The organism is Streptomyces sp. SJL17-4 (assembly GCF_036826855.1).
GTDB lineage: Bacteria > Actinomycetota > Actinomycetes > Streptomycetales > Streptomycetaceae > Streptomyces.
Genome location: NZ_CP104578.1, coordinates 7167641 through 7194274, shown reverse-complemented (window position 1 = coordinate 7194274; position 26634 = coordinate 7167641). Strand labels below are relative to the sequence as shown.

General features: G+C 74.2%; 19 protein-coding genes. 8 read left to right on the top strand and 11 right to left on the bottom strand.

Translation table 11 applies throughout. The features are described 5' to 3' along the window. Positions 1–17: 17 nt before the first annotated feature. Positions 18–1337 carry a GntR family transcriptional regulator gene (locus tag N5875_RS32395; protein ID WP_338497756.1) on the top strand — a complete coding sequence of 440 codons (1320 nt, stop codon included), beginning with the start codon at positions 18–20 and terminating at the stop codon, positions 1335–1337. A 104-nt stretch (positions 1338–1441) separates the two neighbouring features. On the opposite strand, the gene N5875_RS32390 is transcribed toward N5875_RS32395, so the two are convergent. After that, the gene (locus N5875_RS32390; protein WP_338497754.1) at positions 1442–3049 is read right to left on the bottom strand and encodes a serine protease; all 1608 of its coding nucleotides are present in this window, start codon (positions 3047–3049) and stop codon (positions 1442–1444) included. Positions 3050–3192: 143 nt separating this feature from the next. On the opposite strand from N5875_RS32390, the gene N5875_RS32385 reads away from it, so the two are divergent. Both N5875_RS32385 and N5875_RS32380 read left to right on the top strand, forming a co-directional pair. Next, positions 3193–3939 (top strand): RNA polymerase sigma factor, encoded by a 747-nt coding sequence (locus N5875_RS32385; protein WP_338497752.1) that lies wholly within the window; start codon positions 3193–3195, stop codon positions 3937–3939. Next, positions 3936–5039: a CU044_5270 family protein gene (locus N5875_RS32380; RefSeq protein WP_338497750.1), complete on the top strand. Its 1104-nt coding sequence runs from the start codon at positions 3936–3938 to the stop codon at positions 5037–5039. Before N5875_RS32385 ends, N5875_RS32380 begins: the two co-directional genes overlap by 4 nt. A 137-nt stretch (positions 5040–5176) precedes the next feature. Here the strand turns inward: N5875_RS32380 and N5875_RS32375 are convergent, their stop codons facing one another. Continuing rightward, a complete protein-coding gene (locus tag N5875_RS32375; RefSeq protein WP_338497747.1) occupies positions 5177–7147 on the bottom strand; it encodes an acetoacetate--CoA ligase in 1971 nt (656 codons plus the stop codon). Positions 7148–7362: 215 nt separating this feature from the next. Here N5875_RS32375 and N5875_RS32370 point away from each other — a divergent pair, with 215 nt between their 5' ends. Next, the gene (locus tag N5875_RS32370) at positions 7363–9726 is read left to right on the top strand and encodes a glycoside hydrolase family 31 protein (RefSeq protein WP_338497745.1); all 2364 of its coding nucleotides are present in this window, start codon (positions 7363–7365) and stop codon (positions 9724–9726) included. Positions 9727–9853: 127 nt separating this feature from the next. Here N5875_RS32370 and N5875_RS32365 read toward each other — a convergent pair whose 3' ends face one another. Next, positions 9854–10441, bottom strand: a complete 588-nt coding sequence (locus N5875_RS32365; RefSeq protein WP_318206701.1) for an NUDIX domain-containing protein — start codon at positions 10439–10441, stop codon at positions 9854–9856. On the opposite strand from N5875_RS32365, the gene N5875_RS32360 reads away from it, so the two are divergent. From N5875_RS32360 to N5875_RS32350, 3 genes are all read left to right on the top strand, one after another. Continuing rightward, on the top strand, positions 10440–11261 hold the full coding sequence (locus tag N5875_RS32360; protein ID WP_318206702.1) for a M15 family metallopeptidase: 822 nt from the start codon (positions 10440–10442) through the stop codon (positions 11259–11261). The two genes, N5875_RS32365 and N5875_RS32360, sit on opposite strands and share 2 nt — an antisense overlap. 83 nt (positions 11262–11344) lie before the next feature. Beyond that, positions 11345–11809 (top strand): zinc ribbon domain-containing protein, encoded by a 465-nt coding sequence (locus N5875_RS32355; protein ID WP_338497743.1) that lies wholly within the window; start codon positions 11345–11347, stop codon positions 11807–11809. A 26-nt stretch (positions 11810–11835) separates the two neighbouring features. Beyond that, entirely contained in the window at positions 11836–12993 is a 1158-nt protein-coding gene (locus tag N5875_RS32350; RefSeq protein WP_338499327.1) for a lipid-transfer protein, read from the top strand. A 207-nt stretch (positions 12994–13200) separates the two neighbouring features. Here the strand turns inward: N5875_RS32350 and N5875_RS32345 are convergent, their stop codons facing one another. Genes N5875_RS32345 through N5875_RS32330 form a run of 4 tightly spaced genes read right to left on the bottom strand, consistent with a single transcriptional unit; the run spans position 13201 to position 17876 of the window. Further along, entirely contained in the window at positions 13201–13806 is a 606-nt protein-coding gene (locus N5875_RS32345) for an ATP/GTP-binding protein (protein ID WP_318206704.1), read from the bottom strand. Beyond that, the gene (locus N5875_RS32340) at positions 13787–14239 is read right to left on the bottom strand and encodes a DUF742 domain-containing protein (RefSeq protein ID WP_318206705.1); all 453 of its coding nucleotides are present in this window, start codon (positions 14237–14239) and stop codon (positions 13787–13789) included. The genes N5875_RS32345 and N5875_RS32340 overlap by 20 nt, the downstream gene beginning before the upstream one ends. A gap of 11 nt (positions 14240–14250) precedes the next feature. Then, positions 14251–14700, bottom strand: a complete 450-nt coding sequence (locus N5875_RS32335; protein ID WP_318206706.1) for a roadblock/LC7 domain-containing protein — start codon at positions 14698–14700, stop codon at positions 14251–14253. After that, complete coding sequence (locus N5875_RS32330; protein ID WP_338497742.1) at positions 14697–17876, bottom strand: nitrate- and nitrite sensing domain-containing protein; 3180 nt, start codon at positions 17874–17876, stop codon at positions 14697–14699. Before N5875_RS32330 ends, N5875_RS32335 begins: the two co-directional genes overlap by 4 nt. Before the next feature lie 434 nt (positions 17877–18310). On the opposite strand from N5875_RS32330, the gene N5875_RS32325 reads away from it, so the two are divergent. Further along, positions 18311–18679, top strand: coding sequence for a hypothetical protein (locus tag N5875_RS32325; protein WP_318206708.1), 369 nt, complete (start codon positions 18311–18313; stop codon positions 18677–18679). A gap of 65 nt (positions 18680–18744) precedes the next feature. Here the strand turns inward: N5875_RS32325 and N5875_RS32320 are convergent, their stop codons facing one another. The 4 genes from N5875_RS32320 to N5875_RS32305 all read right to left on the bottom strand — a co-directional run bounded on the left by N5875_RS32320 (position 18745) and on the right by N5875_RS32305 (position 26589). Further along, positions 18745–23445 carry a hypothetical protein gene (locus N5875_RS32320; RefSeq protein WP_338497741.1) on the bottom strand — a complete coding sequence of 1567 codons (4701 nt, stop codon included), beginning with the start codon at positions 23443–23445 and terminating at the stop codon, positions 18745–18747. Between the two features lie 62 nt (positions 23446–23507). Further along, a complete protein-coding gene (locus tag N5875_RS32315) occupies positions 23508–24434 on the bottom strand; it encodes a hypothetical protein (protein ID WP_318206709.1) in 927 nt (308 codons plus the stop codon). Beyond that, positions 24431–25048, bottom strand: coding sequence for a hypothetical protein (locus N5875_RS32310; protein ID WP_338497740.1), 618 nt, complete (start codon positions 25046–25048; stop codon positions 24431–24433). Before N5875_RS32310 ends, N5875_RS32315 begins: the two co-directional genes overlap by 4 nt. Further along, entirely contained in the window at positions 25045–26589 is a 1545-nt protein-coding gene (locus N5875_RS32305) for a hypothetical protein (RefSeq protein ID WP_318206711.1), read from the bottom strand. Before N5875_RS32305 ends, N5875_RS32310 begins: the two co-directional genes overlap by 4 nt. Positions 26590–26634 lie beyond the last annotated feature (45 nt).

Genomic DNA, 26634 nt, shown 5'->3' with positions numbered 1-26634 from the left:
GATACATAATTGATTACGTGGCAGCACAATATTCGATCGAAGGCACGACGGCCAAGGGGATTGCCGCGTCCGTGGAGTGGGGTGTCACCGAGGGCGGGCTCTCCCCCGGCGACGCCCTGCCGCCCGTGCGGCGGCTCGCCGACGAGCTGGGGGTCAGTCCGGGGACGGTCGCGACGGCCTACAAGGAGCTGCGGCAGCGCGGTCTGATCGTCACGCGGGGCCGGGGCGGGACGGTCGTGGCGGAGGTGCCGTCAGTGGACTCCCGGCGTCCACCGCGGGTGCCCCAGGGCCTGGTGGATCTGGCCGGAGGCCATCCCGACCCGGCCTTCCTCCCGGTACTGCGTCCTCCCTCGCCGGTCATTCCGGTGTACGGGTCCCACCGCGCCGCGCCCCGGCTCGCGGCGCTCGAGGAGGCGACCCGGCAGTGGTTCGCGCGCGACGGGGTGCCGACGCGGCACGTGACGTTCGCGCACGGGGCGCTCGACTGCATCGCACGGCTCCTCTCGACGGAGCTGCGGCCCGGTGACCCTGTGGCCGTCGAGGATCCGGGCTTCCACCATCTGCTCGATCTGGTGCCCGCGTTGGGGCTGCGGATGGTTCCGGTGGCCGTGGACGGTGAGGGGCTCGCACCGGAGTCGCTGCGGACGGCGCTCCGGGGCGGAGTGCGCGCGGTGGTCTGCAGTCCGCGGGGACAGTGTCCGACCGGGGCGTTCTTCACCCGGTCGCGACGGGACGAACTGGCGGCGGTGCTGCGGGACTTCCCCGAGGTGCTCGTCGTGGAGGACGACCACAACGCGGAGATCGGCGGGGCCGCGGCGCACACGCTGGCGGCGGCGGGGCTCGAACGGTGGGCGCAGGTGCGGACCGTGTCGAAGCACCTCGGGATCGACCTGCGCTGGGCCGGGGTGGCGTGTGACGCGATCACGCTCGCGCGGCACGACGGGCGGATGCTGATGACCTCGGGCTGGGTCAGTCACGTCCTTCAGGAGACGGTGGTCGGCCTCCTCGGCGACAGCGCGGTACGGGCGCTCGTGGCGGACGGCGAGGCGGCGTACACGGAGCGGCGTGCGGCCCTGATCGGTGCGCTCGGGGCGCACCGTATCCGGGCGGTCGGGGCGAGCGGGCTGAACGTATGGGTGCCGGTGCGGGACGAGTCGGCGGTCGTCAACGGGCTGCGGACGCAGGGTTGGTGGGTCGCCGCGGGGGCGCGGTTCCGGATCGCCGCCCCGCCGGCCGTACGGATCACCACGTCGACGCTCGCGCCCGAGGACGCCCCGCGTCTGGCGGCGGACTTCGCGGAGGTGCTGGGGGACGCGCAGGCGTTGTACGGCGGTTGACGCGGTAGCGGGTTCGCCCCGGTGGGGCCGGTGGCGCAGGGCATGCGTGAGCGCCCCGGGGAGGGTGGTCACCTTCCCGGAGCGCTCGGACGCGTCTCGTCAGGTCATCGTGTCCGGTAGGCGTTCGTCAGGGTCTGGGTGAGGGCGTTGCCCTGGGTGTCGGTGAGTTCGGCGCGCAGCGAGACGGACCCACCGGGGCCGGGGGTACGGAAGCCCGCCTGACCGTTGACGACGGGGACGCGGGTCCAGGTGGTGCCGTTGTCCGTCGACAGCGACACGGTGAGGGCACGGACTCCGGTCTCGGCGGCCGCGCCCTGGACGGTGACCGGTACGCGCACCATGGTCCCCGCAGGGGCGGTGCCGTCGAGGTCGAGGGCGGGGGCGAAGCGGACGGTGCTGAGGGGCAGGGCCGCGGGGCGGGACGCGGCGGCCGAGGTGAAGGTCCAGGCGGCGGTGACGCGTCCCCTCGTGGCCGCGCTCTCGCCGCGGGTCGCCGTGGCGGTGAGGCGGTACGAGGCCCGTCCGGGGGTGGTGGTGAACGTGGCGCGGCCGGGGTCGCCCTGCTGGGTGCCGATCAGGGTCCCGTCGCGGTGGAGCGTGGTGGTGGCGTCGTGGAAGCGCGGGGCGCTCGGGACGTGACCCTCGCCGTCGGCGAGCAGCGGGATGTCGAGGGCGAGTCGGTCGCCGTCGCGGACGCCTGCGGGGCGCGCGCCGGGTGCCGTGTCGAGTGCCGGGCCGAAGACGGCGTTGTCGAAGGTGCGCGTTGCGGTGCCACCCGCGCGTACCGCGATTCCGTTGGCGGCGTAGCGGTTGGGCGGGGTCTCGGGGGCCGCGGGTCCGGCGTACCCGACGTCCCAGAGACCGCGTTCCGGGGTGACGAGGAAGGTCGCGGTGCCGGGCAGCGGGAGGGGCTGGACGAGGCCGACGGTGGGGCCGGCGCTGGGCTGGATGTCGACGAACGCGGTGCCGGTCGCGCCCTGTGGGGCGGCTCCGCGGACCTTGACGGTGGCCAGGGAGGTGGCCGCGGGGTGGCGGACGAGGCCGGTCAGGGCGCGCGCGGAGGTGAAGGTGTAGCCGAGGGCGTAGTCCGCGCGGGCGCCGGACCAGTAGGTGTCGATCCACTCCTTGACGGAGCCGGACTCGGCGGCGGGGCCGAGGTGGGCCACGCGCAGGGCGTCGCTCGCCATGATGATGTTCGCGGAACGGGTCGTGCCCGCGTGGGTGGCCTCGACGAACGCCATGCTGTGCAGGTAGCGGGCGCCGGACTCCGGCGGACGGACGTCCACGGGCTCGGTCGTGCGGGCGTCGACGGTGACCGTCGTGTCGTGGTCGAGGTCCAGGCGGGGCTGGACGATCCAGTCGGTTCCGGTGGCCTCGTCGGCGCCGGTCAGGGTGGAGTCGAGCAGGTAGCGGCCCTTGGGCAGGCGGACGGTGACCGTGCCGGACTCGTCGTGGGGCGAGGCGGAGGCGTCGGCGCCGGGGCCCGAGATGCCGGTGACGTTCGTCCGGTAGTCGCCGGTGGCGGCGCCCGTGCGGTCGAGGTGACGGATGGTCAGCGTGTACGTCTCCGGGGCCGCGGCCGAGGCGGTCGCCGTCGGGGGCGGCACGGAGAGGGTCGTGCTCGCGAGGACGGCGGCCACGGCCAGGGTGCGCAGGGCCGTGCGGCGGGTCGCGCCCCGGGGCGTACCGCCGGGTGTCGAGGAATCGTTCATGTCCAGCACTGCGCGTCGCGGGCTCGGCGTTCCCGTGACCTGGGCCACATCGGCGCCTGCCCGGGGCAGGGCCGGTACGCGGTGTGGCGCGGGTCACGGGAACCCGGACGAACCACCGCCCAGTGCCTTGTGTGGAATCACCTATGAGAGATCGTTTCCGCGCCGGGGATCCCTCCGCGCTCGGCGAGGCGTACGACGAGCACGCACGCGTGCTGTACCACTACGCCTTCCGGGTGTGCGGGGACCGGGCGGCGGCCGAGGACGTCGTCTCCGCCGCGTTCCTGGAGGCCTGGCGCTGTCGCGGGAAGGTGCACGCCGAGGGCGGCAGTCTGCGCCCCTGGCTGCTCGGCATCGCGACCAACATCATGCGCGGGTCCGCCCGCGAGGCACGGCGGCGGGACGCGGCGCTGGCCCGGATGACCGAGCGGGGCGTCCTGCCGGACTTCGCCGACGACGTCCTCGCCCGGATGACCGACGGGGAGCAGGTACGGGCGGCCCGCGCCGCTCTCGGCAAGCTCCGGCGGCGCGAGCGGGAGGTCTTCACGCTGGTCGTGTGGGCCGGGCTCGACTACGCGGCCGCCGGGGAGGCCTTGGGGGTCCCGGTGGGGACGGTCCGGTCCCGGCTGTCGCGGGCGCGTGAACGGCTCCGGAAGCTCGCCGAGGCCGAGCTGCGCGCCACGCGGCGGGAGGAGCGGGCGGCGGCTGCCGCCGTTCGGTCGGCCGGTGGGTCCACGGGGCCCGCCGTGGCGACCGGCACCGGCGCTCCCTCCCGTACAGGACCGGCGAGGGCCCCGGAGCCTGTGCGCGGAACCGATGCCGCCCGGTCCCCCGACCCGACCCCCGTCCGTCCCGCACTCGTGCCCCGATCGATTCCGGAGAACCAGTCATGAACGCCTCTGCCTCTCGTACGCCGCACCACGACCGGGGCCGGGCGGACGCGGACGCGCTGCTGCGGGCCGAGCTCGCCGAGCTCCTTCCCCCGCCGCCGGTGCCCGAGCTCGCGCCGGAGCGGGACCGTGACCTGCGGCACTCCGTGCTGCGGACCGCCCTCGCGTCCGGGGACGGCGCCGGTGGCCGCGTGTCCCGCGAGCGGCGGGCGCGTCCCGGGGTCCGGCTCAGCTGGATCGTCGCGCCGGTGGCCGCCTGCGCGGTCGTCACCGGTGTCGCCGTGCTCGCGCCCCAGAACGGTCCCACCGGGTCTCCGGGCCGCTTCTCGGTCGGTCGGCCCGCGACGCCGGAGGCCGTACGCGTCCTGTCCGGTGCCGCGCTCGCCGCTGCCGCCGCTCCCGCGCCGGACGCCCGGCCCGGCGGGTACGTCTACGTCAGGAGCCTCGTCGCCCACGCGGGGCGCGACGCGGCCGGCGGTCCGGCCGCGCTGCCGCCCGCGCACCAGCGCGAGGTGTGGCTCTCCGTCGACGGCAGCCGGCCGGGGCTGTTGCGCGAGCCCGGTACCGCCGACACCGAACTCGGCGCCGAGTTGCCCGTGTACGAGCTGGACGGTCCCGGGGCCACGCCCCGGAAGACCACCCTCGCGGCGGCCGCTCCCTCCGTCACGAATCCGACCCACACGTACGTGGCGACCCTCCCCACGGATCCGGACGCGCTGCTGCGCCTGATCCGGGACCAGACGCGCACGGGCGAGGGCGACGCCGATCAGCGGGCGTTCACCGCGATCGGGACCCTGCTCGCCGAGACCTGGGCCCCGCCGAAGGTCACCGCCGCGCTGTACGGGGCGGCGGCGCGGATCCCCGGGGTGACCCTCTTGCCGTCCGCGAAGGACGCGGCCGGTCGCGAGGGCGTCGCGGTGGCCCGTACCGCCCATGGCGAGCAGACCCAGTGGATCTTCGACCGGACCACGTCGGCGTTCCTCGGTGAGCGCACCGTCCTGACCGAGACCACCTCGGCGGGCCGGGCCGGGACGGTCCTCGGGGTGTCGGCGGTGCTCGCCAAGGCGTCCGCCCCGGCGCCCGGCGAGCTGCCGAAGGGCTGAACCGAGGCGGGTGGGCCGAGCTGAGCCGAAGGGCGTGAGCCGGTGGGTCGAAGGGCGCGGGCCGAGCTGAGCCGAAGGGCTGACCGGAAACGGCAGGGCCCGCCGATCCGAACGGGTCGGCGGGCCCTGCCGTGCGCTCAGCGGCGGCGGTCGGCCGCCAGGGTCTCGTAGAAGTGCAGGAGGCCGAGGTCGTCGACCGAGCCGGCGTTGACGGCCTTGGCCAGGGGGGTGCCCTGGAGGAGGCGCTTGACCGGGACCTCGATGCGCTTGCCCGTGAGGGTGTGCGGGACGCCCGGGACCTCGATGATCTCGTCGGGGACGTGGCGGGGGGAGAGTTCGGTACGGATCGTCCGCTTGATGCGGGCGATCAGCTCCTCGTCGAGGGTGGCGCCCTCGACGAGGTGGACGAAGAGCGGCATCCAGTAGCCGCCGTCCGGCTCCTCCAGGCCGATCACGAGGGATTCGCGGATCTCCGGGAGGCGTTCGACGGCCTCATAGATATCGGCGCTCCCCATCCGGACGCCCTGGCGGTTCAGGGTGGAGTCGGAGCGGCCGTGGATGACGACCGAGCCGTGGTCGGTGATCGTGATCCAGTCTCCGTGGCGCCAGACGCCCGGGAACATCTCGAAGTAGCTGTCGCGGTAGCGGCTGCCGTCCGGGTCGTTCCAGAAGTGGATCGGCATGGACGGCATGGGGTTGGTGACGACGAGCTCGCCGACCTCTCCGATCACGGGCTTGCCGGAGGGGTCCCAGGCCTGGAGGTCGGTGCCGAGGCCGGCCGCCTGGAGTTCGCCGATGTGGACCGGGAGGGTGGGGACGGCGCCCGCGAAGCAGGAGCACACGTCGGTTCCACCGCTGACGGAGGCGATCCAGAGGTTCTCGCGGACCTCGTCGTGGAGCCAGCGGAAGCCGTCGGGGGGCAGCGGGGAGCCGGTGGTGGCGACGCACTTCACCGCCGAGAGGTCGAAGTCACGGCCGGGGTGCACGTCCGCCTTCGCGCAGGCCATCACGTACGCGGCGGAGGTGCCGTACAGGGTGGCGCGGGTGCGTTCGGCGACGCGCCACTGGGTGGCGGTGTCGGGGTAGCCGGGGCTGCCGTCGTACAGGACGACGGTCGTGCCGGTGAGCAGGCCGGAGACGAGGAAGTTCCACATCATCCAGCCGGTGGAGGTGTACCAGAAGAACACGTCCTCGGGGCCCAGGTCGCAGTGCAGGCCCAGCTGCTTGACGTGCTCGACGAGGATGCCGCCCTGGGACTGGACGATCGCCTTCGGGAGGCCGGTGGTGCCGGAGGAGTACAGGACCCACAGCGGGTGCGAGAACGGGACCTGCTCGTAGACCGGCTCGACGTCCGCGGCGACGAGGTCGGCCCAGGCGAGGGTGCCCTCGGGTGCCGGGGTGCCGAGCAGCGGGACGTGGACGACGGCGCGGAGGGTCGGAAGCTCGGCGCGCAGTTCGGCGACGGTCTCGCGGCGGTCGTGCTCCTTGCCGCCGTAGCGGTAGCCGTCGACGGTGAAGAGGACGACCGGCTCGACCTGCTGGAAGCGGTCGAGGACGCTGCGGGCACCGAAGTCGGGGGCGCAGGAGGTCCACACACCGCCGACCGCGGCGGTGGCGAGGAGGGCCACGACGGACTGCGGGACGTTGGGCAGGTAGCCGCTGATCCGGTCGCCCGGCCGGACGCCGAGGGCACGGAGTTCGGCGGCGAGGGAGCCGACCTGGCGGCGGAGCTCGGCCCAGGTGATCGGCGTGGGCTCATGTGTTTCGTCCACATGGAGCAGGGCCGTGTCATGGGGGCGCTCGTCTGCGGCGCGCAGGGCGTGCTCGGCGTAGTTGAGGGTGGCCCCGGGGAACCAGTCGGCGCCGGGCATCGAGCGGTCGCCGAGGACGCGCTCGTACGGGGTGGAGAAGCGGATGTCGAACCACTCGACGACGGCCTGCCAGAAGGCTTCGAGCTCGTCGACGGACCAGCGGTGGAGCGCCTGGTATCCGCCCTCGGCCGGGGCGCCGTGGTGTTCGGCGGCCCAGGTCTGGAAGCGGGTCACGGCGGCCGTGGCGACGCGTTCCTCGTCCGGCTGCCAGAGCGGCTCGGTCTGCGCTGATGTCATTGGGGCGGCTCCCTGGCTGTACGCGGGGTCGGCGTGTGTCCCGCGCACGTGCTGGGGTGTGCGCGTGACGCGGCTGACAGGACGATGCCATGTGATCGTCATTCGCACCAGGTCTGCCCGCCCATGGTCGGGCAGTTGAATATGTGCTCCCACCACGGGTGAACGCCAGTTGAACGGAGCCTGTTCCGCCCCGGGTGGGTGGCAGGCTGAGCTGCATGGACGGTCGTGAACTGGTGCGTTCGATGAAGGTGTTCGGCTCGGTGTGGGGGTTGCGGACGGTGCGGGCGGCGTGGCGGCAGCGTCGTACGGACGCGTGGGGTCTGCCGCCGAGGGGTGCGGAGCGGGCCCGGGTACCGGGGCCGGCGGCGGACGCGGAGGCCGCGCCGGGTGGGGGGACCATCCGGTTCGCGCGGTCCTCGTTGCGGATCTGTGTGTCGTCGGGCGGCACCGTGTTCTGGGGGTGGGACGGGGCCGAGCCGCTTCCCTCGTACGCCCTGGCGGGCGACGCGCCGGATCCGGATCTGCGGGCCACCCTGGAGCCGGACACGGACGGCGGCTGGCGGATCGTGTCGGAGCGGGTGACGGTGGCGGTGTCCCGGCACGGGGCGGTGGAGATCCGTACGCCGGGCGGGGTGATGCTGCGCCGGGACCTGCCGCCGCGCTGGTGGGAGCCGGTGGCCGGTGGGGCTTCGTCCGGTGGGGCGGCGCGCTGGGTGCAGCGCAGTGAGGTGCCGGCGGACGCCCGGTTCTTCGGGCTGGGCGGGCGGTCGGCGGGACCGCGGCTGCGGGACGGCTCGTACCGCCTCTGGAACACCGATCCCAAGGGGAGCTTCGGCCCCGGGGACGATCCGCTCTACCTCACCATGCCCGTGCAGTTCGTCGTCTCGGACGCGGGGACGCACCTGGCCTTCCACGACAACTCCTGGGAGGGCCGGGTCACCCTGGCCGAGGGTGAGGAGGGCGCGGGGTCCGGGCACGACCGGCCGGGAACCAGCGAGGTCCGGATGGGTGGCGGTCCGCTGCGCTGCTGGGTGGTGGTCGGCACTCCCGCGCGCGTACTCCACGGCTGGGCGGCCCTCACCGGCGCTCCGGCGCTGCCGCCGGACTGGGCGCTCGGACCGCAGCACGCGCGCTGGGGGTTCGGCAGCGAACGCGAGGTGCGGCGGGTCGTGGCCGGATACCGGGAGCGGGGGCTGCCGCTGTCCGCCGTACACCTGGACATCGACCACTACGACGGGCATCGGGTGTTCACGGTCGACCGGGAGCGTTTCCCCGATCTGCCGGGGCTCGCGAAGGAGCTGCGGGGGGAGGGCGTGCGGCTCGTGTCGATCGTGGACCCGGCGGTGAAGGTCGAACCGGGGAACGCGGTGTACGACAGCGGACGGGCGGCCGGGGCCTTCGTCCGGGACGCGCGGGGCAACGAGGTCCACGGGGTGGTGTGGCCGGGCGAGTGCGCCTACCCGGACTTCACGGATCCGGCGGTACGGGAGTGGTGGGGCGAGCTGTACGAGGAGCGGCTCGGGCAGGGCTTCGCCGGGGTGTGGCACGACATGAACGAGCCGGTGTCCTTCGCGCCCTTCGGTGACATGACGCTGCCGCGCTCGGCACGGCACGACCTGGACGGCCGGGGCGGCGACCACCGCGAGGCGCACAACGTGTACGGCCTGACGATGGCGCGGGCCGGGTACGAGGGGCTGCGCCGGCTGCGGCCGGACGAGCGGCCCTTCCTCTTCTCGCGTTCCGGCTGGGCGGGGATGCAGCGGTACGGGGGCACGTGGTCGGGCGATGTGTCGACCGGGTGGCCGGGGCTGCGGGCCTCGCTCGCCCTGGTCCTGGGTCTCGGGCTGTGCGGGGTGCCGTACTCGGGTCCCGACGTGGGGGGTTTCGACGGCAGTCCGACGCCGGAGCTGTTCCTGCGCTGGTACCAGCTGGGGGCGTGGCTGCCGCTGTTCCGCACCCACGCGGCGATCGACGCGGGGCGGCGCGAACCGTGGGAGTTCGGTCCGGAGGTCCTGGAGCACGCGCGCGAGGCGCTGGCCGAACGGGAGCGGCTTCGGCCGTACTTCACGACCCTGGCCCGGCTCGCCCGGATGACGGGTGCGCCGTACGTACGCCCGCTGTGGTGGGGGGCGCCCGAGGACCGGGTGCTGCGCGACTGCGAGGACGCGTTCCTGCTCGGCGACGCGCTGCTGGTGGCGCCGGTCCTGACCCGGGGCGCCGACCGGCGGGCCGTGCGGCTGCCGCGCGGACGCTGGTACGACACGGCTACGGGGCAGGCGTACGAGGGTCCCGGGCAGGTGCTGCTCGACGCGCCGCTCTCCCGGGTGCCGGTCCTCGCGCGGGCGGGGGCGGTGCTCCCGGTGCGGGGCGAGGACGGAGATCTTGCCCTGGAGGTGTGGGCGCCCGCCGCCGGGCGGACGGGCGGCGGGCTCGTCGTACGCGATACGGGGGACGGCTGGGAGACGGCCGAGATCGAGCGCTACCAGTCACGGCTCGTGGACGGGCGGGTGGTCGTGGAACGGGTGACGGACGACGGGGTGGAGGAGGCGGGGCTGCCGGTGCGGGTGCGGGGGGTGTGAACCGTGCGGGCCGATCGGGTCCGCACGGGTGGGATCAGCCCTCCAGCAGGCGAGCGCGCCGGGGTTCGTACTCCCGTCGGCACGACAGGGATCCTCACAACTCGGCTGCGGGACACCTCAGTCGCTTTCACCCGTAGGCGCCCGCGAACCACTTCCGTACCGCCTCCGTGTGGAGCGGGAAGGCCAGTTCCCCGGGTGCCCGGAGCACGTGGTGGCCGCTCGTCTCGTCCGTCGGGGCCGAGGGCGGAAGCGCGGCCGCCGGGCGGGGCGGGAGGAGGCCGAAGAGGAGGAGGTGGCCGGCCGGGGAGCTCAGCGCGTCCGCGAGGCGGACTTCCTCGGCGGAGGCCAGGATCCCGGTCTCCTCACGCAGTTCGCGGACCACGGCGGCGCGCCAGTCCTCGCCGTGGTCGATGAAGCCGCCGGGCAGGGCGACCTCCCCGCATGCGGGTTCGATGGTGCGGGTGATGACGACGAGGCCCGTGGCCGTTCCGTTCGTTCCGTCCGGTCGGTCCGGTCCGTCCGTGACGGGGAGCAGGGCGACGGCGACGGGCAGTGGATTGCGGTATGCGGTGTGGCCGCAGGCCCGGCAGATGCGGGGCCAGCCGGCGTCGGCCGGGTGGGCGGCGCCGCAGAACGTGCAGTGGGAGTCCTTCACGGGCCGACCGTATGCGATCACCCTTTCCCGGCGCTGCCGGAACTGATAGACGGTGCGCATGACAGCACTTGCTTCCGCTTTCCGTACTCTCGCCGTCGCGGCCGCGGCCGGACTGCTCGCCGTCACGGGCGCCGTCGCCGCCCCCGCTCCCCCGGCGTCCGCCGCGCCGGAGCCGAAGGCGCCACGGGAGTTCGTGGCCCTCGACTCGGTGGACCGGACGATCATTCAGGAGATGCGCTACACGACGGAGCACAACTTCGTGGGCGAGCCGGTGGACGGCTACCGGCAGCCGCTGTGCATCCTGACCCGGCCGGCCGCCGAGGCGCTGCACCGCGCGCAGGTGCGTCTCCTCGCCCGTGGCTACACCCTCAAGGTGTACGACTGCTACCGGCCGCAGCGGGCTGTCGACCACTTCGTGCGCTGGGCGAAGGACCTGGCGGACGAGCGGATGAAGGGGGAGTTCTATCCGCTCGTCGACAAGTCGAGACTGTTCGCGGACGGTTACATCGCGGAGAAGTCCGGGCACAGCCGGGGCTCGACGGTGGATCTGACGATCGTCCGGCTGCCGGCGGTGCCCACGCGCGCGTACGTGCCGGGCGAGAGGTTGACGGAGTGCTACGCGCCACAAGGGGAGCGGTTCCCGGACAACTCCGTGGACATGGGCACCGGGTACGACTGCTTCGACACGCTCTCGCACACCGACGACGCCCGGATCCAGGGCGTGCAGCGGGCCCATCGGCAGCTGCTCAAGAGCACGCTCGTCGAGCAGGGCTTCGTGAACCTGCCCGAGGAGTGGTGGCACTTCACCTTCAAGCCGGAGCCGTACCCGAGCACGTTCTTCGACTTCCCGGTGGCGAGGAGGTCGGTGGCCGGTCACTGAACCTTTCGTCCGCGGGGCTCCCGTGCCACACTTCTGACGGTTCGTCAGATCACGGTGGTCGATGGTAGGCACGGGAGGCCTGGATGGCACGGACACGCACACCGGTGGTGACCGGGTGGTTCACCGACGACACCGTGCCGACTGCGGAGTTCCGGCTGCTCGGGACCCGTTGCACGGCCTGTGCGTCGGTCTTCTTCCCGCGCGCGGACGACGTGTGCCGCAATCCGGTCTGCCCCGGTGGCGGGGAGCTCGCCGAGTTCCCGCTCTCTCCGCGCGGCCGGGTCTGGTCGTACACCGACGGGCGCTACCGTCCGCCCGCCCCGTACGTCTCCGATCCGGAGGCGCCCTGGGAGCCGTACACCCTCGTCGCGGTCGAGCTGGCGGCCGAGGCGATGGTGGTCCTCGGGCAGGCCGCGCCGGGGGTGACGACGGCCGATCTGGCGGTCGGGACGGAGGTCGAGGTGGTGCCCGGGGTCCTCAACGAGGATGACGAACACATCTGGACCACCTGGAACTGGCGGCCCGTCGCACGGGAGGAGCGGTCGTGAACGACATCGCGGTCCTCGGGGCGGGAATGCATCCGTGGGGCAAGTGGGGGCGGAGTTTCGTCAGTTACGGGACGGTCGCCGCCCGCGCCGCGCTCGCCGACGCCGGCCTGGACTGGACGGACGTGGGTTCCGTCGTCGGCGCGAACACGATGCGCTGCGGGTACCCGGGTTACGTGGCCGGGGCGACGTTCGCCCAGGCCCTCGGGTGGCAGGGGGCGCGCGTCACCAGCGTGTACGCGGCCTGCGCCTCCGGTGCCCAGGCGATCGGGACCGCACGGGCCCAGATCCTCGCCGGACTCGCGGACGTGGTCCTGGTCGTCGGCGCGGACGCGACGCCCAAGGGCTTCCTGGCCCCGGCCGGCGGCGAGCGTCCCGACGACCCGGACTGGCTGCGGTTCCGGGTGCTCGGGGCCACCAACCCCGCGTACTTCGCGCTCTACGCGCGCCGCAGGATGGCCCTGTACGGGGACACGCCCGAGGACTTCGCCCAGGTGAAGGTGAAGAACGCGGCGGCCGGCGCGCTCAATCCGCTCGCCCGCTATCGCGCGCGCGTGAGCGCCGAGCAGGTGGCGGCCTCGGCCGTCGTCGCCGATCCGCTGCGGCTCCTCGACATCTGCGCCACCTCGGACGGAGGCGCCGCGCTCGTGCTGTCCAGCATGGACTTCGCGCGCGGCCATGGGCACCCCGACCCGGTGCGGGTCCGGGCCGTGTCGACGGTCTCCCCCACGTACCCCAAGGCGGTGCTCGACCTCCCGGACATCGCGACCGACTCGGCGGTGGCCGTCGCGCCCGCCGCGCATTCCTTCCGCGCCTCCATCGCGCGTGCCGCCTACGAGGAGGCGGGGATCGGGCCCGAGGACCTGTCCCTCGCCGAGGTCTACGACCTGTCCACCGCTCTGGAGCTGGAGTGGTACGAGGACATCGGGCTGTGCGCGGCCGGCGAGGGCGCCAAGCTGCTGCGGGACGGGACGACCGCGCTCGGTGGACGCCTGCCCGTCAACACCAGCGGCGGGCTGGCCTCGTTCGGGGAGGCCGTTCCCGCCCAGGCGATCGCCCAGGTATGCGAGCTGACCTGGCAGCTGCGGGGTACGGCGGGTGACCGGCAGGTGCCGGGGGCACGGGTCGGCATCACCGCGAACCAGGGGCTGTTCGGGCACGGGTCGGCCGTGGTGGCGGTGCGCTGAGGTTCCGGGGGTGTGACGGCGGCCTCGGCGGTGGGCCGGGGTCGCTGGGTCGGCGGGCCGCGACGGTGGGCCGAGGCCGCTGGGCCGGCGGGCTTCATCGGTGGGCCCCATGCGGTGGGTCGAGGTTACTCGGCCCACCGGGGTCAGGGGGTCAGGGGGTCAGGGGGTCAGGGGGTCAGGGGGTCAGGGGGTCAGGGGGTCAGGGGGTCAGGGGGCGACCGTCGCGTGGCTCCGGTCCGCGAGGACGAGCGCGTGCTCGACCACGGCGACGAGGACGTTCTTCACGGACTCACGGTCCCGGGCGTCGCACATCAGGAGCTCGACCTCCGGGTCCAGGTCCAGCGCCCCGCGCACACTCTCCGCGGGGAACCGCCGGGCGCCCTCGAAACAGTTGACGGCCACCGTGAACGGGATGCCGCGCCGCTCGAAGTAGTCGATGGCCGCGAAGCTGTCCTCCAGTCGGCGGGTGTCCGCCAGGACGACCGCGCCGAGCGCGCCCTGTGCCAGCTCGTCCCAGAGGAACCAGAAGCGGTCCTGGCCCGGGGTGCCGAACAAGTACAGGACGAGGTCCTCGCGCAGGGTGATCCGGCCGAAGTCCATGGCGACCGTGGTGGTCGTCTTGGTCTCGACGCCGTGCAGGTCGTCGACGGGCCGCCCCGCCTCGCTGAGGATCTCCTCGGTCCGCAGGGGCCGGATCTCGCTGACCGCGCCCACCAGCGTCGTCTTGCCGACCCCGAACCCGCCCGCGACGAGGATCTTCAGGGTCACCGGCTCGACGTACGGCTTCTTGCGGCTAGAGCGCCCGAAGGCCATTGATCACCTCGCGGAGAATGCTCACGTCCGGCAGCTCGGCCGGCGGAACGGGGCGGGTCACATGGACGAGTTCGTCCTCGACGAGGTCACCGACGAGCACCCGGACCACCCCGACGGGGAGGTCGAGTCCTGCGGCGAGCTCGGCGATCGACTGGGGCTGCTCGGAGCAGCGTTCGACGATCTCCACGTGCTCGGGGGAAAGGGTCTGGTCCCGGCCGGGGTCGTCGGCGGCGGGTTCGGGCACGACCACCGCGATCAGATCCAGCCGGTGGCGGGTGGCGGCGCTCGTCCGGCCACGGGTCATCGCGTACGGACGGACCACCGGCCCGGCCTCGTCGTCGAACCAGTGGTGGTGGGCCGGGGCGGTGCTCTGGTCCGGCTCCGTGTGCCGGTTCGCCTGGTTCAGCTGGTTCCGCTCGGCTGCGTCACTCATGCCGTCCCCACTCACCCTCCCGCGGGCAGACCGGTCCGGGGGGCCGTCGCGAGGTGGGCCCCGACCCGCTTCACCATCAGCGTCATCTCGTAGGCGACCTGGCCGACGTCGGAGTCCGCGTCGGCGAGCACGGCCAGACAGCTGCCGTCGCCGGCGGCCGTGACGAAGAGGAAGGCGTCCTCCAGCTCGACGACCGTCTGGCGGACCTTGCCCGCCTCGAAGTGACGGCCGACGCCCTTGGCAAGGCTGTGGAAGCCGGAGGCCACGGCGGCCAGGTGCTCACCGTCCTCCCGGGTCAGGTCCTGGGACGCGCCGGTGGGGAGGCCGTCGCCGGAGAGCACCAGGGCCTTCCGGATGGACGCGACGCGCTGCACGAGCTCGTCGAGGAGCCAGTTCAGCTCGCCGTTGCCGTTTCCGTGGCCGGAGGTGGTGCTGGGTGCTGCGGCGTTCGGTGCGGTCATCGACCGTCCCCCTCGGGTGTCGTTCCAGGTGCTGTCGGGTCGTCAGGGTCGGCGTTGTGCTGTCGTCCGCGCTGCCAGCCGCGCTGCATGGCGGCCATGCGCGCGCGTACCTCCTCCGCGTCGCGTTCGAAGGAGTCGGGGTCCGCGGGCGAGGCGCCGCCGCTCGTACGGGCGTCGGCGCGTCCGCCCGTACCGCGCTCGGCCGGGCCGTCGGTCGCGCGCAACTGGGGCGCGAGGCTGGCCTGACGGACGCGGCGGGGCAGTCCGCCGAACGGCTCGGGGCTCGCCGACGGCGGCACGGGACCCTCCGGTCGTACGAGGCCCTCCGGTCGTACGGGGCCCTCCGGTGGTACGGGCACGAGGGTGGGGCCGTTTCCTCGCGGGGCGCCGGGCAGTCCGTGCGGCCGGCCGGTGCCACGCGGGGGTACGGGCTGGTCGCCGGGACGGCCGGTTCCGCTCGGCGGCACCGGCCGTCCGTCCTGCCGCACCGGCCGGTCGTCCTGCCCGCTGCCGTAGGGGTGGTGGCCCGCGACGCCGGGGCCGTCCGTCACCCGGCCGAAGCCTTCGGTCACCCGGCCGTGGGCGGGGTGCGCCCGGCCGATGGGCGGGTGGTCCAGATCGGGGAGCGCGTGGGCCCGGTCGGCCCCGTCGCCACCTCGGCTCCGGTCGGCCCTGTCGACACCCCGGCCCCGGTCCGGTCCGTCGATGCCATGGCCCCGGTCCGGTCCGTCGACGGCCCGGACCCGATCCTGTCCGTCGACGGCCCTGCCACGGTCCTGTCCCGGGAGGGACCGTCCGCGGTCCGGCTCGTCCACGCCACGGCCGCGGTTCGGCTCGTCGAGGCGGCGGCCGTGGTCCACGACCAGGGTCGGGGTGCGGCGGCGCGGCAGCGGCACGGGGCCGAGGACGCCCGCGTCGGCGGGCTTGTCCTCCTCCTCGCCGGGGCCGTTCGCCCGGTCCGTCGCCTGCTGGTGCTGTTCGCCCGCCGGTGCCAGTCCGGTGCGCCGCCGGCCACGGGGGCGGAAGAGGCCGCCGCGTTCGCTCTCGGTGTCGAGGAGGTCCGCCGCGCCGTCGAGGAGCACGTCGAACTCCTCGCTGCCGAGCGGCCCCTCCAGCTCGACGGGTCCGTCGAGCGGGCCGGGTGTCCCGGTCACGTCCGGAACCCGGGCGAGCGCCGGGCGACGGCTGGGCAGGACGCCGTCGTCGGCGGTCTCGCCGTCGGCCGGGCCGGTGCGCCCCAGGGTCTTACGGTCCAGGCGGAATCCGGCGCCCTGGGTCTCGGGCGCGTCGGTGAGCAGTGCGGCCGGGATGAAGACGACCGCGGTGGTCCCGCCGTACGGCGAGGTCTGGAGCGAGACACGGACGTTCTGGCGCTGGGCGAGCCGGCTGACCACGAAGAGGCCGAGCCGGTCGGTGTCCGAGAGCTCGAACTCGGGGGTCTCGGCGAGCCGGAGGTTGGCGTCGAGCAGGGCGTCGGGGTTCATGCCGAGGCCGCGGTCGTGGATCTCCAGGGTGAAGCCGTTGGCGACCCGCTCGCCGAGCACCTGGACGGCTGTGTGCGGGGGCGAGAACACCGTGGCGTTCTCGAGGAGTTCGGCGATGAGGTGGGTGAGGTCGGCGACGGCGGGGCCGCCCACGCCGAGGCGCGGCAGCCGGCGGACCTCGATGCGCTCGTAGTCCTCGACCTCGGCGACGGCGGCGCGGACCACGTCCATGAGCTGGACGGGCTTGCGCCACTGACGGGAGGGCGCGGCGCCGGAGAGGATGACGAGGCCCTCGGCGTGCCGTCGCATGCGGGTGGTGAGGTGGTCGAGCCGGAACAGGTCGGCGAGCTCGTCGGTGTCCTCGGTGCGGCGCTCCATGGTGTCGAGGAGGGTGAGCTGGCGGTGGAGGAGGACCTGGTTGCGGCGGGCGAGGTTGACGAACACCTCGGAGACGCCGCGTCGCAGCTCGGACTGTTTCACCGCGGCCTCGACGGCGGCGCGCTGGAGGGTGTTGAGGGCCTGGCCGACCTGGCCGACCTCGTCCTGTCCGTATCCCAGATGGGGGACTTCGGTGCCGACGTCGACCTGTTCGCCCGCGGCGAGTCGCCGCATCACGCTGGGCAGGCGTACGCCGGAGACCTCCTGGGCCTCCTTCTGGAGGCGGCGCAGGTCGCGGATGAGGTCGCGGCCGATGCGGACGGAGATGACGATCGAGGCGAGCAGGGCGAGGAAGCCGAGGACTCCGGCGACACCGGCCTTGAGGAGGACGCTGTACGCGGCGGGCTGGACGCGGTCCTGGTAGCGGTCGCCGGCCGCGGTGTTCTCCCTGGCCAGGTCGTCGAGGACGGGGCTGGCGTTGTCCTGCCAGTAGGCGGGGGTGACGGCGCGCGGGCTGTCGGTGGGGCCCTGTTCGATGATCGCGTTCTCGGCGTTGCGCAGCGGCTGGCTGTCGGGGCTGCGCCAGTACTTCTCGAAGCGGTTGCGGTCCGCGGTGGGCAGGAGTTCGAGGTTGACCTCGTAGAACTGCTCGCGGATGGCGACGAGGTCGGATATCTCGCGGATCTCCTGGGCGGTGACGCGGTCCGCGACGAGCGCGGAGAGGACGAGCGCGTCCTCGCGGGAGAGCAGCTCACGCGCGCGGGTGATGCCGACGAGGGCGCGGCCCTGCTTGTCCATCTCCACGTTCTCCAGGGCGTGGAGGGTGATCAGGAAGCTGTAGCAGGGGTCGACGAGCCGGTTGTAGAACTCGAGGGCCTGCATCCGGCCGATGTCACGTTTCTCCACCGAGCGGCGCAGGGAGGCGATGCCTTCGAGCGCTTCGAGGAGGGAGGTGAGCCGCTGGGCGGTGACGGGCCGCATCTCCTCGCGTACGCCGGGGTCGGCGGCGTTGGCGCGGATGCGGGCGATCTGGCGGTCGGTCGCCCGGCGGGTCTCCTTGAGGGAGCCGAGGGTGTCGGAGCCCCGGGGGTCGGCGAGGTAGATCAGTGACTGGCGCCGTTCGAGCTGGATGACCCGGGCGGTGTCCTCAAGGGGGTAGCCGACCTTGTCGACGATGTAGCCGACGTCGAGGAGCTGGTCGGCCTCGCGTCCGGTGAGGACCGTGGAGAAACCCCACAGGCAGGTCAGGGAGACGAGCGGTACGAGCAGCAACGCCACGATCTTCCGGCGGATGGACTTCCCGCGAAAGCGCATGGCCTCCCCCAGCTCGACCTCCGTGGCCCCGGAGGTCCTTCACGTTCGTGACGTCCGGCGTCAACACGCGGCGTCAACCTTGAGATTCAACAAACGGCGGCGTGAGCCTACTACTGCATCACGGCCATCCCGAAGGCATGTCCGGGCTATTTTCAGCCTGTCGAGTGAGTCTTGATCATGAGATGTCCTGGTATTCGGGGAGTTGGGATTGGTCACTGTGGCGTAGGACACCGAACGATGCGCCATTTCTCCGTCCTGCGGAGATGGCTGGAATTGCTCGCTCCGGTCCCATCCGGCTCACGTTCATCCCAGGTCGGGCGAAACCTTTTCCCTCACTCGTGCGTCAATAAGTACGGGGCGGGTTCTGTCCGTGTATAGGCGCTCAAGCCGGGCAACCGTTCCTGAAGTCGGTCAGTGTGGGGAGTGACGGAACAATGGAACACGAGGCGCGGTCGGCACGGCAGTTGTGGGTGGAGGACGACCGGGCGCGACGGCGGATGCCGGACCCGGTGCGCACCGCCGCCGTGCGGGCCGTGATGATCACATCGGTGACGCTCGTCCAGGGGGTCGTCGCGTTCTTCAGCACCGTGACGGGGTCATGGCTGGCGTTCCCGGTGACCGTCAGCGCGGTGGTCTCCACCGTCGTGGCCACCTGGAGCGTGCTCGACATCTGGATCACCCGTCAAGTGTGGCGCCAGCGCAACGGTGTGGTGTCGGAGCCGAGTAGCACGGCGCGTCCGCCGCTCCGCGCGAAGCGCGGGGAGGGCCGGGCGGAGACGGCGTCGCTGCCCGAGGCGGCCTGACCCGGGCGGAACGAAAGTGAGCGGCCCGGCCCCCTGTCGAGGGGGCCGGGCCGCTCACGTGTGCGCTAGAGGGCCGCCGGCCGGCTCGGGTCGTCCGCCGTGTGCCGGCGGAACATCCTCGTCGCCGTGATCTCGCCGTGGATCGTCTCTCCCTCCGCCGCGGTCTGCGGCAGACCCGGGCGCAGGTGCTCCTCCACGCTGATGTACTTGAGGCCGGCCCGCAGGTCGGCGTCGTTGCGCAGCCGGATCACCAGGGGGAACTCGGCGAGCGCGGTCGTGTCGAACAGGCCCGTCGTGTACAGGAGCTGCACGCCCAGCGCGTCCGACACGGCCCGCTGGAGCTCCAGGAGGTACGTGGCGTTGGCGCGGCCGATCGGGTTGTCGAGGAACAGGGTGCCCGCGTGCCGGTGCTTGTCGCGGCCCCGGTCGTTGGAGCGGAGCGCCGCCATCGTGCAGTACAGGGCGATGGCCGCGGTGAGCAGCTGACCGCCGGAGAAGACGTCGCCCATCTGCCCGACGGGCACCCGCTCGGCGCGCAGCACCGCGTCCGGCTTGAGGATCTCGACGGAGACGCCCTTGGGTTCGAGCGCGGCCTGGACGCCGCGGAGCAGCAGGGACATGCCGTCGCGGCGCAGGTCGGAGTTCTTCTTGACGGCCGCGCGGGTCGCCTCGTCGACGACCTCGCCGAGCCGCTCCGCGAGGGTGGCCTGGTCGGGCTCCTCGAAGCGGATGCGCAGGAACTCCTGGCCCGACCACTCGCCGAGGCCTTCAGGGAGCCGGGAGAGCCGCTGCGCCGAGCGGAGCGTCGCGAGCGAGGACTCCACCAGGCCGCGCAGCCGGTCGACGATCGAGTCGCGGTTGCGCTCCAGCTGCTCCAGCTCGTCGGTGAGGACCCGCAGCCGGGGCGCGAAGGCCTCGGCCCACTTGGCGGCGTGCTCGGGCAGCGCCGACGCCGGCAGTTCGCGGATCTGCTGGCGCGCCGGGGTGCGGACCTGCTCGTAGCGGGTGGAGTTGGCGTGTCGTACGAGGATGTCGCTCGCCTCGCGCACGGCGGCGTCGGCCGACGACAGTTCGGCCGTGCAGCCTCGCAGCGAGCGGCGCGCCTCGGCGGCCGTCGTGCGGGCCTCCTCCAGGCCGCCGGGGTACGGCTCGGTCTCCTCCCGCTCCTCGTCCGTGTGGTCGCGGAGCAGGTCCCGCAGCAGGGCGGCGGTCTCGTCGAAGCCGCCCGCCGCGTCCTCGGCGGCCCGGTGGTCCCGGAGCAGTCCGGTGTGGGCGGCGCGCGCCGCCTCCAGGGCGTCGGTGCGGGAGGCGAGTTCGGCGGTGGCGGTACGGAGCAGGACCTGGGCCCGCTCGGCGTCGGCGGGGACGAGGTCCTCGGGCAGCTCGGTGTGCTCCTCGCCGTCCTCGGGGGCGAGGCGCTCGGCCTCGCCGCGCAGCCGCCCGAGCTTCTCGCTGGCCTCCGACGCGCGGGTCTCCAGCATCTGGACGAGGGACTCGGCGCGGGCGGCGGCGGCCTGCCGGGACGGGCCGTCGGCGCCGTCCGTGGACTCCAGGAGCTGCTCGGCGCGGGTGCGGACCTTGTTGGTGAGGCGGTCGAGTTCGGCGAGGGCGGCGGACTCGTCGCCCTCGGCGCGGGCCTGCTCGGCGCGCAGGTCGGCGCCGACGCCGACCTTCTCGTACAGCTGGGACGCGGCCCGGTAGGCCTCGCGCAGGGTGGGCAGCGCGGCGCGGGGCGCGGGCGCTTCGCCCTCGGGGAGGGTGTCGGGGGCGCCGGCGATCTCGGCGCGCTCGGCCCGGAGGGCGCGGGCGGTGCGGTGGGCGTCGTCGGCGGAGCGCTGGGTCGCGCGGCGGTCCTCGTCGGCGGCACGCGCGCGTTCCAGACAGGTCTGGGCTCGGGCCTCGGCCTCGGCGGCGTCGTCGGCGAGTTCGCGCAGCTTGGCCTGCCAGGCGGACCGCTCCCGCAGCCGGAAGGCGAGGCCCGCGAGGGCGTCGGCGACCCGGCGGGCGCGCTGGGCCGCCTCCTGGCGCTCGTCCCGGACCTGGGCGGCTTCGGCGGCGGCCTCGTCGGCCTCCACGCGCGCGGTGCGGGCCTCGTCGAGGGTGGCGGTCGCGGCCTCCGCGGTCTCCCGCGCGGTCGTGGCGACGGCCGCGAGCTCGGCGAGCATGCCGGGCGGGCAGTCGGCGCGCCAGGAGCCGATCCGGGCCGCGAGGGAGCGGTCGCCGGCGAGGCGGGCGGCGAGGGTGCGGATCTCCTCGTCTCGGGCGGCGGCGCGGGCGCGCAGGGCGTGGCGCTCCTCGTCGGCCGCGTGCTCGTCGTGCATGGCCGGGTTCGGCGGTACGAGGAAGACGCCGTGGACACCGCTGTCGTCCGTGGCGTCCTGCGCCGGTACGGGGGCGAGCAGGGCGGCGGCCGTACCGACGGCCACGGCGGAGCGGGGCAGCAGGGCCGCCGTGCCGAGGACCTCGCGGGCGCGGCCGTACGAGACGGGGTCGGTGATCACGACGCCGTCGACCAGCTCGGGGCGGGCGGCGAGTACGCGCGCGTGGTCGGCGGGGTCGACGGCCTGGGCGAGATAGCGCCAGCCGGGAAGGGCGGGGATGCCGTGCTCGCCGAGGTACTCGACGGTGGCGAGGACGTCGGGTCCCGGCGGCAGCAGGCCGCCGTCGCCGAGGGCGCCGAGGATGCGGGAGTCGTCGGCCGCGGCGGTGCGCAGCTCGAAGAGCTGGCGCTCGGCGGAGGTGACGGCCTGGTCGAGCATGCCGCGCAGTTCGTCGGCGTACCGGTCGAACTCGGTGACGGTGAGCGGGCCCTGGGGCTCGCTGACGGTCTCCGTCCCGGCGGCTTGCTCGGGGTCGGCGCCGGGGGTGGCGGCGCGCTGACCGGGCAGGGGCGAGCCGGCGGTCGGCAGGTGGGAGCCGGTGGCCGGGAGGCTCAGGAGTTCGGCGAGGCGCTGCTCGCCCGCGAGGAACTCGGCGGCGCGGCGCTCCGCGTCGTAGGCGTTCCCGGCGGCCTCGGCGGCGTCCGCCGCGCGGGCCGCGGCGAGTTCGGCGCGGGCCTCGGCCCCTGCGGCCTCACGCGCGCGGTCCGCTGCCGTACGGGCGGCCTCGCGCGCGGTGTCCCAGGCGGCGACCGTCGTCTTCTCGGCGTCGCTCGCGGCGAGCGCGGCGCGGGCGGGGTCGGCGTCGGGCGCGGTGTCGTCGAGCCAGCCGGCCCGTACGGCCTCGGCGGTCTCCTGCTCGACCTCGGCGAGACGCTGGCGCAGGTGTCCGGCCTCGCTGCGGGCCCGCTGGGCCTCGGTCGCGGCGGCCGTGGCGTCGCGGTGCGCGGTCTCGCCTGCTTCCTGGAGGGCGGTGGAGCGTTCCTCCTCCTCGGCCGCGTGGCGCTCGCCCTCCTCCGCGGCGGCGGAGAGGGCCCGTACGAGGTCGGCGGCGGCCTCGGCGCGGGCCGCGAGGGCCGGGGCGGCGTCCCGCTCGGCGTCGCGGATGGCGGCGGCCACGCGCGCGGAGCGGTCGCCGGCGGCGCGGTGGCGGAGGACGACCTCGGCCGCCTGCCAGGCGGAGTGCACGGTACGGGCGTCGGTGAGTTCGCGGCGCTGGGACGCGGCGCCCTTCTCGGCGGCGGTGAGCGCCAGGGAGGCGTGCCGGTAGGCGAGTTCGGCGGCGATGAGGGCGGCGCGGCCGCGCGCGCTCTCGGCCTCGGCGACGGCGTGTCCGGCGGAGGTGACCTGCTGGGCGAGTTCGGCTCCACGCGCGCGTTCCACGGCGGCGCGGGCGGAGAGCCGGCGGGCCAGGGTACGGGTGCGGCGCTCGGCCGCCGTGTGGATGTCGCGCGCGGTGGAGCGGGTCCCGGCGGCTTCGACGATCCGGTTGAGGAGGTCCACGGAACCGGCCGTGAACTCGCGCTCGGCGGTGAGTTCGGCGCGGCGGCCGAGCTTGTTGCCGAAGCCTCCGACGAGGTCGGCGAGACCGTCGGTGTCCCTGGTGTCGGTGACGGCCCGCAGCAGCAGGTCGGTGAAGTCGGAGTCCTTCTTGACCGCGAAGAGACCGGCCGCCTCGCCCTCGTCGGCGTTCATCTCGCGCTGGTAGCGGAAGAGTTCGGGGTCGAGTCCGAGCTCGCCGAGGTGCTCGTTCCAGCGGTCGTGGATCTCCTCCCAGTAGACCTCCAGATGCGGGTACGCCTTGCCCGCCTCGGTGATCGCGTCGCGGAAGCCCTTCATGGTGCGGCGGCGGCCGGTCGCACCGGAGGCGCCCTCGACGGGCGCGCGGACGGACGTCGCCTCGGCGACGGGAAGGTTGTCCAGGCTGAGTCCGGGGCCGGGACGGAACGAGTACCAGGCCTCGGCGAACTTCCGCGGGTCGGAGGAGACCTGCCTGCCGCGCCACTCGCTGGCCTTGCCGACGACGACGAGCTCGCCGGTGAGGGTGTGCTGCCACTCCAGGGCGACGTGCCCGCAGTCGTCGGCGAGGAGGAACTTGCGCAGCACGCCGGAGCTGGCGCCGCCCAGGGTGTTGCGATGGCCCGGGAGCATGACCGAGAAGATCAGCTTGAGGAGGACGGACTTGCCGCCGCCGTTCTCCAGGAAGAGCACGCCCGCGGGGGCGGGGCGGCGCGGCGGGCCGACCGGCTCCTCCTCGAAGAACTCCGCCTGGGTGGGGGCGGGGTGGGGCACGGGCGCGCCGACCCCGCGCAGGTCCAGGACGGTGTCGGCGTAGCGCGCACCGGCGGGACCGATGGAGTACAGGCGGACCCGGGACAGCTCGTACATGGCGAGGGACTCTCGTGCTCTCGTGCTCGGGAAGAACGGTTACGCGGGGCGGTGCGGCGCGGTCACGCGTGCGGTGGGGCGTGGAAGGGCAGGCCCGCGTCGGCCGCGATCTCCAGGTCGTCGCCCGCGGGCGGCGGCAGGAGGGTCGCGGAGCCGTCGCTGACGGGGACGACGCCGAGTTCGAGGAGCTCGGCCATGGCGGCGGAGCCGGCCATGTCGCGGACCTGGAGCTGATAGCGGGCGGTGGTGCGGTAGGAGCCGCCGCCCTCGTCCCCGGTGCGCTGGAGGAAACCGGAGTCGGTGAGGAAGGCGGCCGCCTTGCCGACGATGCCGGTGGTGGATCCGGCGAGGCGACGGGCGTCCTTGGTGGCACCGGTGGCGCTGCGGCGGGCGTAGATCCGCCAGGCGGCCTCCAGGCCGGGGGCGTCGGACGCGGGGTCGGTGTTCTCCCCCTGCTCCTCGGCGCGCTGCTCCAGACGCAGACAGGCCTGCCGTACGAACGCGTCGACGCCGTTGACGGTGAGTCGGCCGATGTACGCGTCGTCCGCGAGGTCCTCGGGGCGGGGGAAGGCCATGGCGGCGACCGCGAGATGGGCCAGGCCGTGCAGGAAGCGGTCGGCCGAGTCGGTGGAGGCTCGGCGCGCGTAGTCGCCCATGCGGACGGCGAAGACGGAGTCCTCGCCCGCGGTGACGGCCATCCCCGCGCGCGGGGAGACCTCCAGGACGATGAGGCCGAGCCCGGTCGCGACGGCGTCGGCGAGGCGCGCGAAGGCGGGGTCCTCTCGGTAGCGGCGGAGCAGCTCCGCGTACTCGGCGTCGCGGGCGGGGAGCAGCTTGGGCTGCAGCCCGAAGGAGACGAGGCGGGCCGCGTCGGAGGCGTCGGCCGGGGTGACGGCGGGCGTGGCGCCGCCGCCCGTGGAGGCGGCCGGGGGCTGCGGGGGCTCCTGCTCGCCCCACGCGTCGGCGTACTCGGCGTGGGTTTCGCTCACGGCTGGGGCTCCTCGGTACGGCTCTCGGTCGACGGGGGTGCGGCGGGGGTGGCGGGTGCGGCAGGCAGGCCGGGTTCGGCGGGCGTGGCAGGTTCGGCGGGCGTGGCCGGGCGGGGTACGGGCAGCGGGACCGGGGTGACCGCCGCCGGGCGCTCGGTGGCACCGGGGAGGCCGTCGGTTGCGGCCGCGGTGTCCACGAGGCGTACCGGACGCACGGACGGGGTGCTGCTCCGCCGGTCGGACGTCGTGCGGGACGGCTGGGGCACCGGCACGACCCCGATCCGGGGCGGTGTGCCGGGAAGCGGGGACAGGCCGTCCGCCTCGCCTCGTGGCCCGGCCGGAGGGTCGATACGGACGTGGCGGAGCCGGGGGCCGGGGGTGGGGGTGGCGCCGAGCGACGCGGGGGCGGGCTCCGGCGCGGAGCTGGACACCGGCTCCGACTCCGACTCCGACGCAAAGCTGGACACCGGCTCCGGCTCCGGCTCCGGAGGCACGGGAAGGACAAGCTCGGCGTCGGCCACGCCGGTCACTGGCGGGTCCACGACAGGGCTGTCCACGGCGGCGTTGTCGTGAGCCACGGTCACGGCCGCGGGGACGGGCGGGACGAGGGTCACGAGGCCTCCGTGCGGCCGGCGGCCATGCCCGCGGCGTCGAGCAGGGCCGTACCGACGATGAGGTCGGCGCCGCCGAACTCCGGGTCGTCGAGCGGGGTGCCGTCGTCGACGGCGAAGAGGAGGCGCTCCTCACCCTGCCGGTAGGCCGTCCCGACCGGGGGGCTCGCCGCGTGGACGGCGAGGAGGGCGACGAGGTAGGGCAGATCGCCGTCGAGCTCGCGGGCCTCGGCCAGCAGACCGGAGAGGCGCCGCGGGGCGTCGTGCTCCAGGTCGAGCAGCCGCATGGCGCCGGCGAGCTGCTCCTCGCTGAAGCGGGAGTCGTCCGGGGTGGCGATGAGATCGGGTTCGGGCATCTCGGCGCCGAGGTGCTCGCGCTCCACGGGCGGGGTCAACAGCAGGTCGACCAGGTCGCCGAGCCGGACGGACGCCGGGGTGCGCAGACCGGTGCCGCGCGCGAAGAACGCGTCGGTGACCTTGGCGGCCTGCTCGACGGGGAGCGGCAGGGTCGGCGCCACGAGCTGCCCGTACAGGTCGAGGCCGGTGTACGACGTGGGCGCGGCGAAGGCCTGCCGGTCCTGCTCGGCGCGGAAGAGGGGCCCGGCGTCCAGGAGGCGGGACTGGAGCTGGGTGTGGCGCCGGATGCAGTCCTTCACTATGTCGACGAGCTCGGCGGCGCGCCGCTTGTGCTCGGCCGTCTTCGCGTCGGACGCCGCCTCGGCCTCGTCGCGGGCCTTGCGGATGTTGGTGAGGATCGCGTTCTCGTGGCGGTAGCGGTCGGCGACGTGGTCGAGCGCTTCGGCGATCATGTCCGGCACCGTGTTGAGCCAGTCCACCGCGCGCACGTTGCGCCGGGTGGCCTCCAGGGTCTTGCGGAGGGTCTCGGCGTACTGCACGGTCCGGTACCGCGCCTGCTCGGCGGCGAGCTGGGCGTCGGCGAGGCGGCCCCTGTTGATGAGGACCTCCAGCTTCACCTCGGCGGCGATCTGGGCGCTGGTGACGTCGGTGTCGAGGGCGCCGACCAGGACGTTGACCGCTTCGTCGGTGGTCCGGAGGTAGACACCGCCGCCGTACCCCGGGACCTCCTCGATGAGCTTGAAGTCGTAGTCCCTGCGGACGTACACGCCGTCGGTGCCGAAGGTGCCGTAGACGGCGCGGAAACCGCGGTCGACGCTGCCGACGTTGATCAGGTTCTCCAGGACCCAGCGGGCCACGCGCTCGTGCTCGGCGGCGGGGCGGTCGGGCGCCTGGGCGGCGACGCGGGGCAGCAGCCGGGAGACGATCTGCTCGTGGTCGGCGCCGGTGTCGAAGTCCATGTTCAGCGTGATGAGGTCGATGGCGGAGAGGGCCACCTCGGCCATCGCGTAGACCGTGTACTCACCTGCCAGGTTCGCCTTGCGCGCGTCCAGGTCGTGCAGCGGGGCGGTGCACGCGAGCGCGCGGAGGCGCCGCGCGAGCCCTTCGTCGGCGGCCGGGCCCTGCGCGGGCCGCGGCCCCGCGCTGAGCTGGGGCGGAGCGAGGTCCGTCGAGGCAGGCGAAGTCACGGTGGACAGATTAGGTCCTCGAACTGACAACGGTCGAAACGGCGC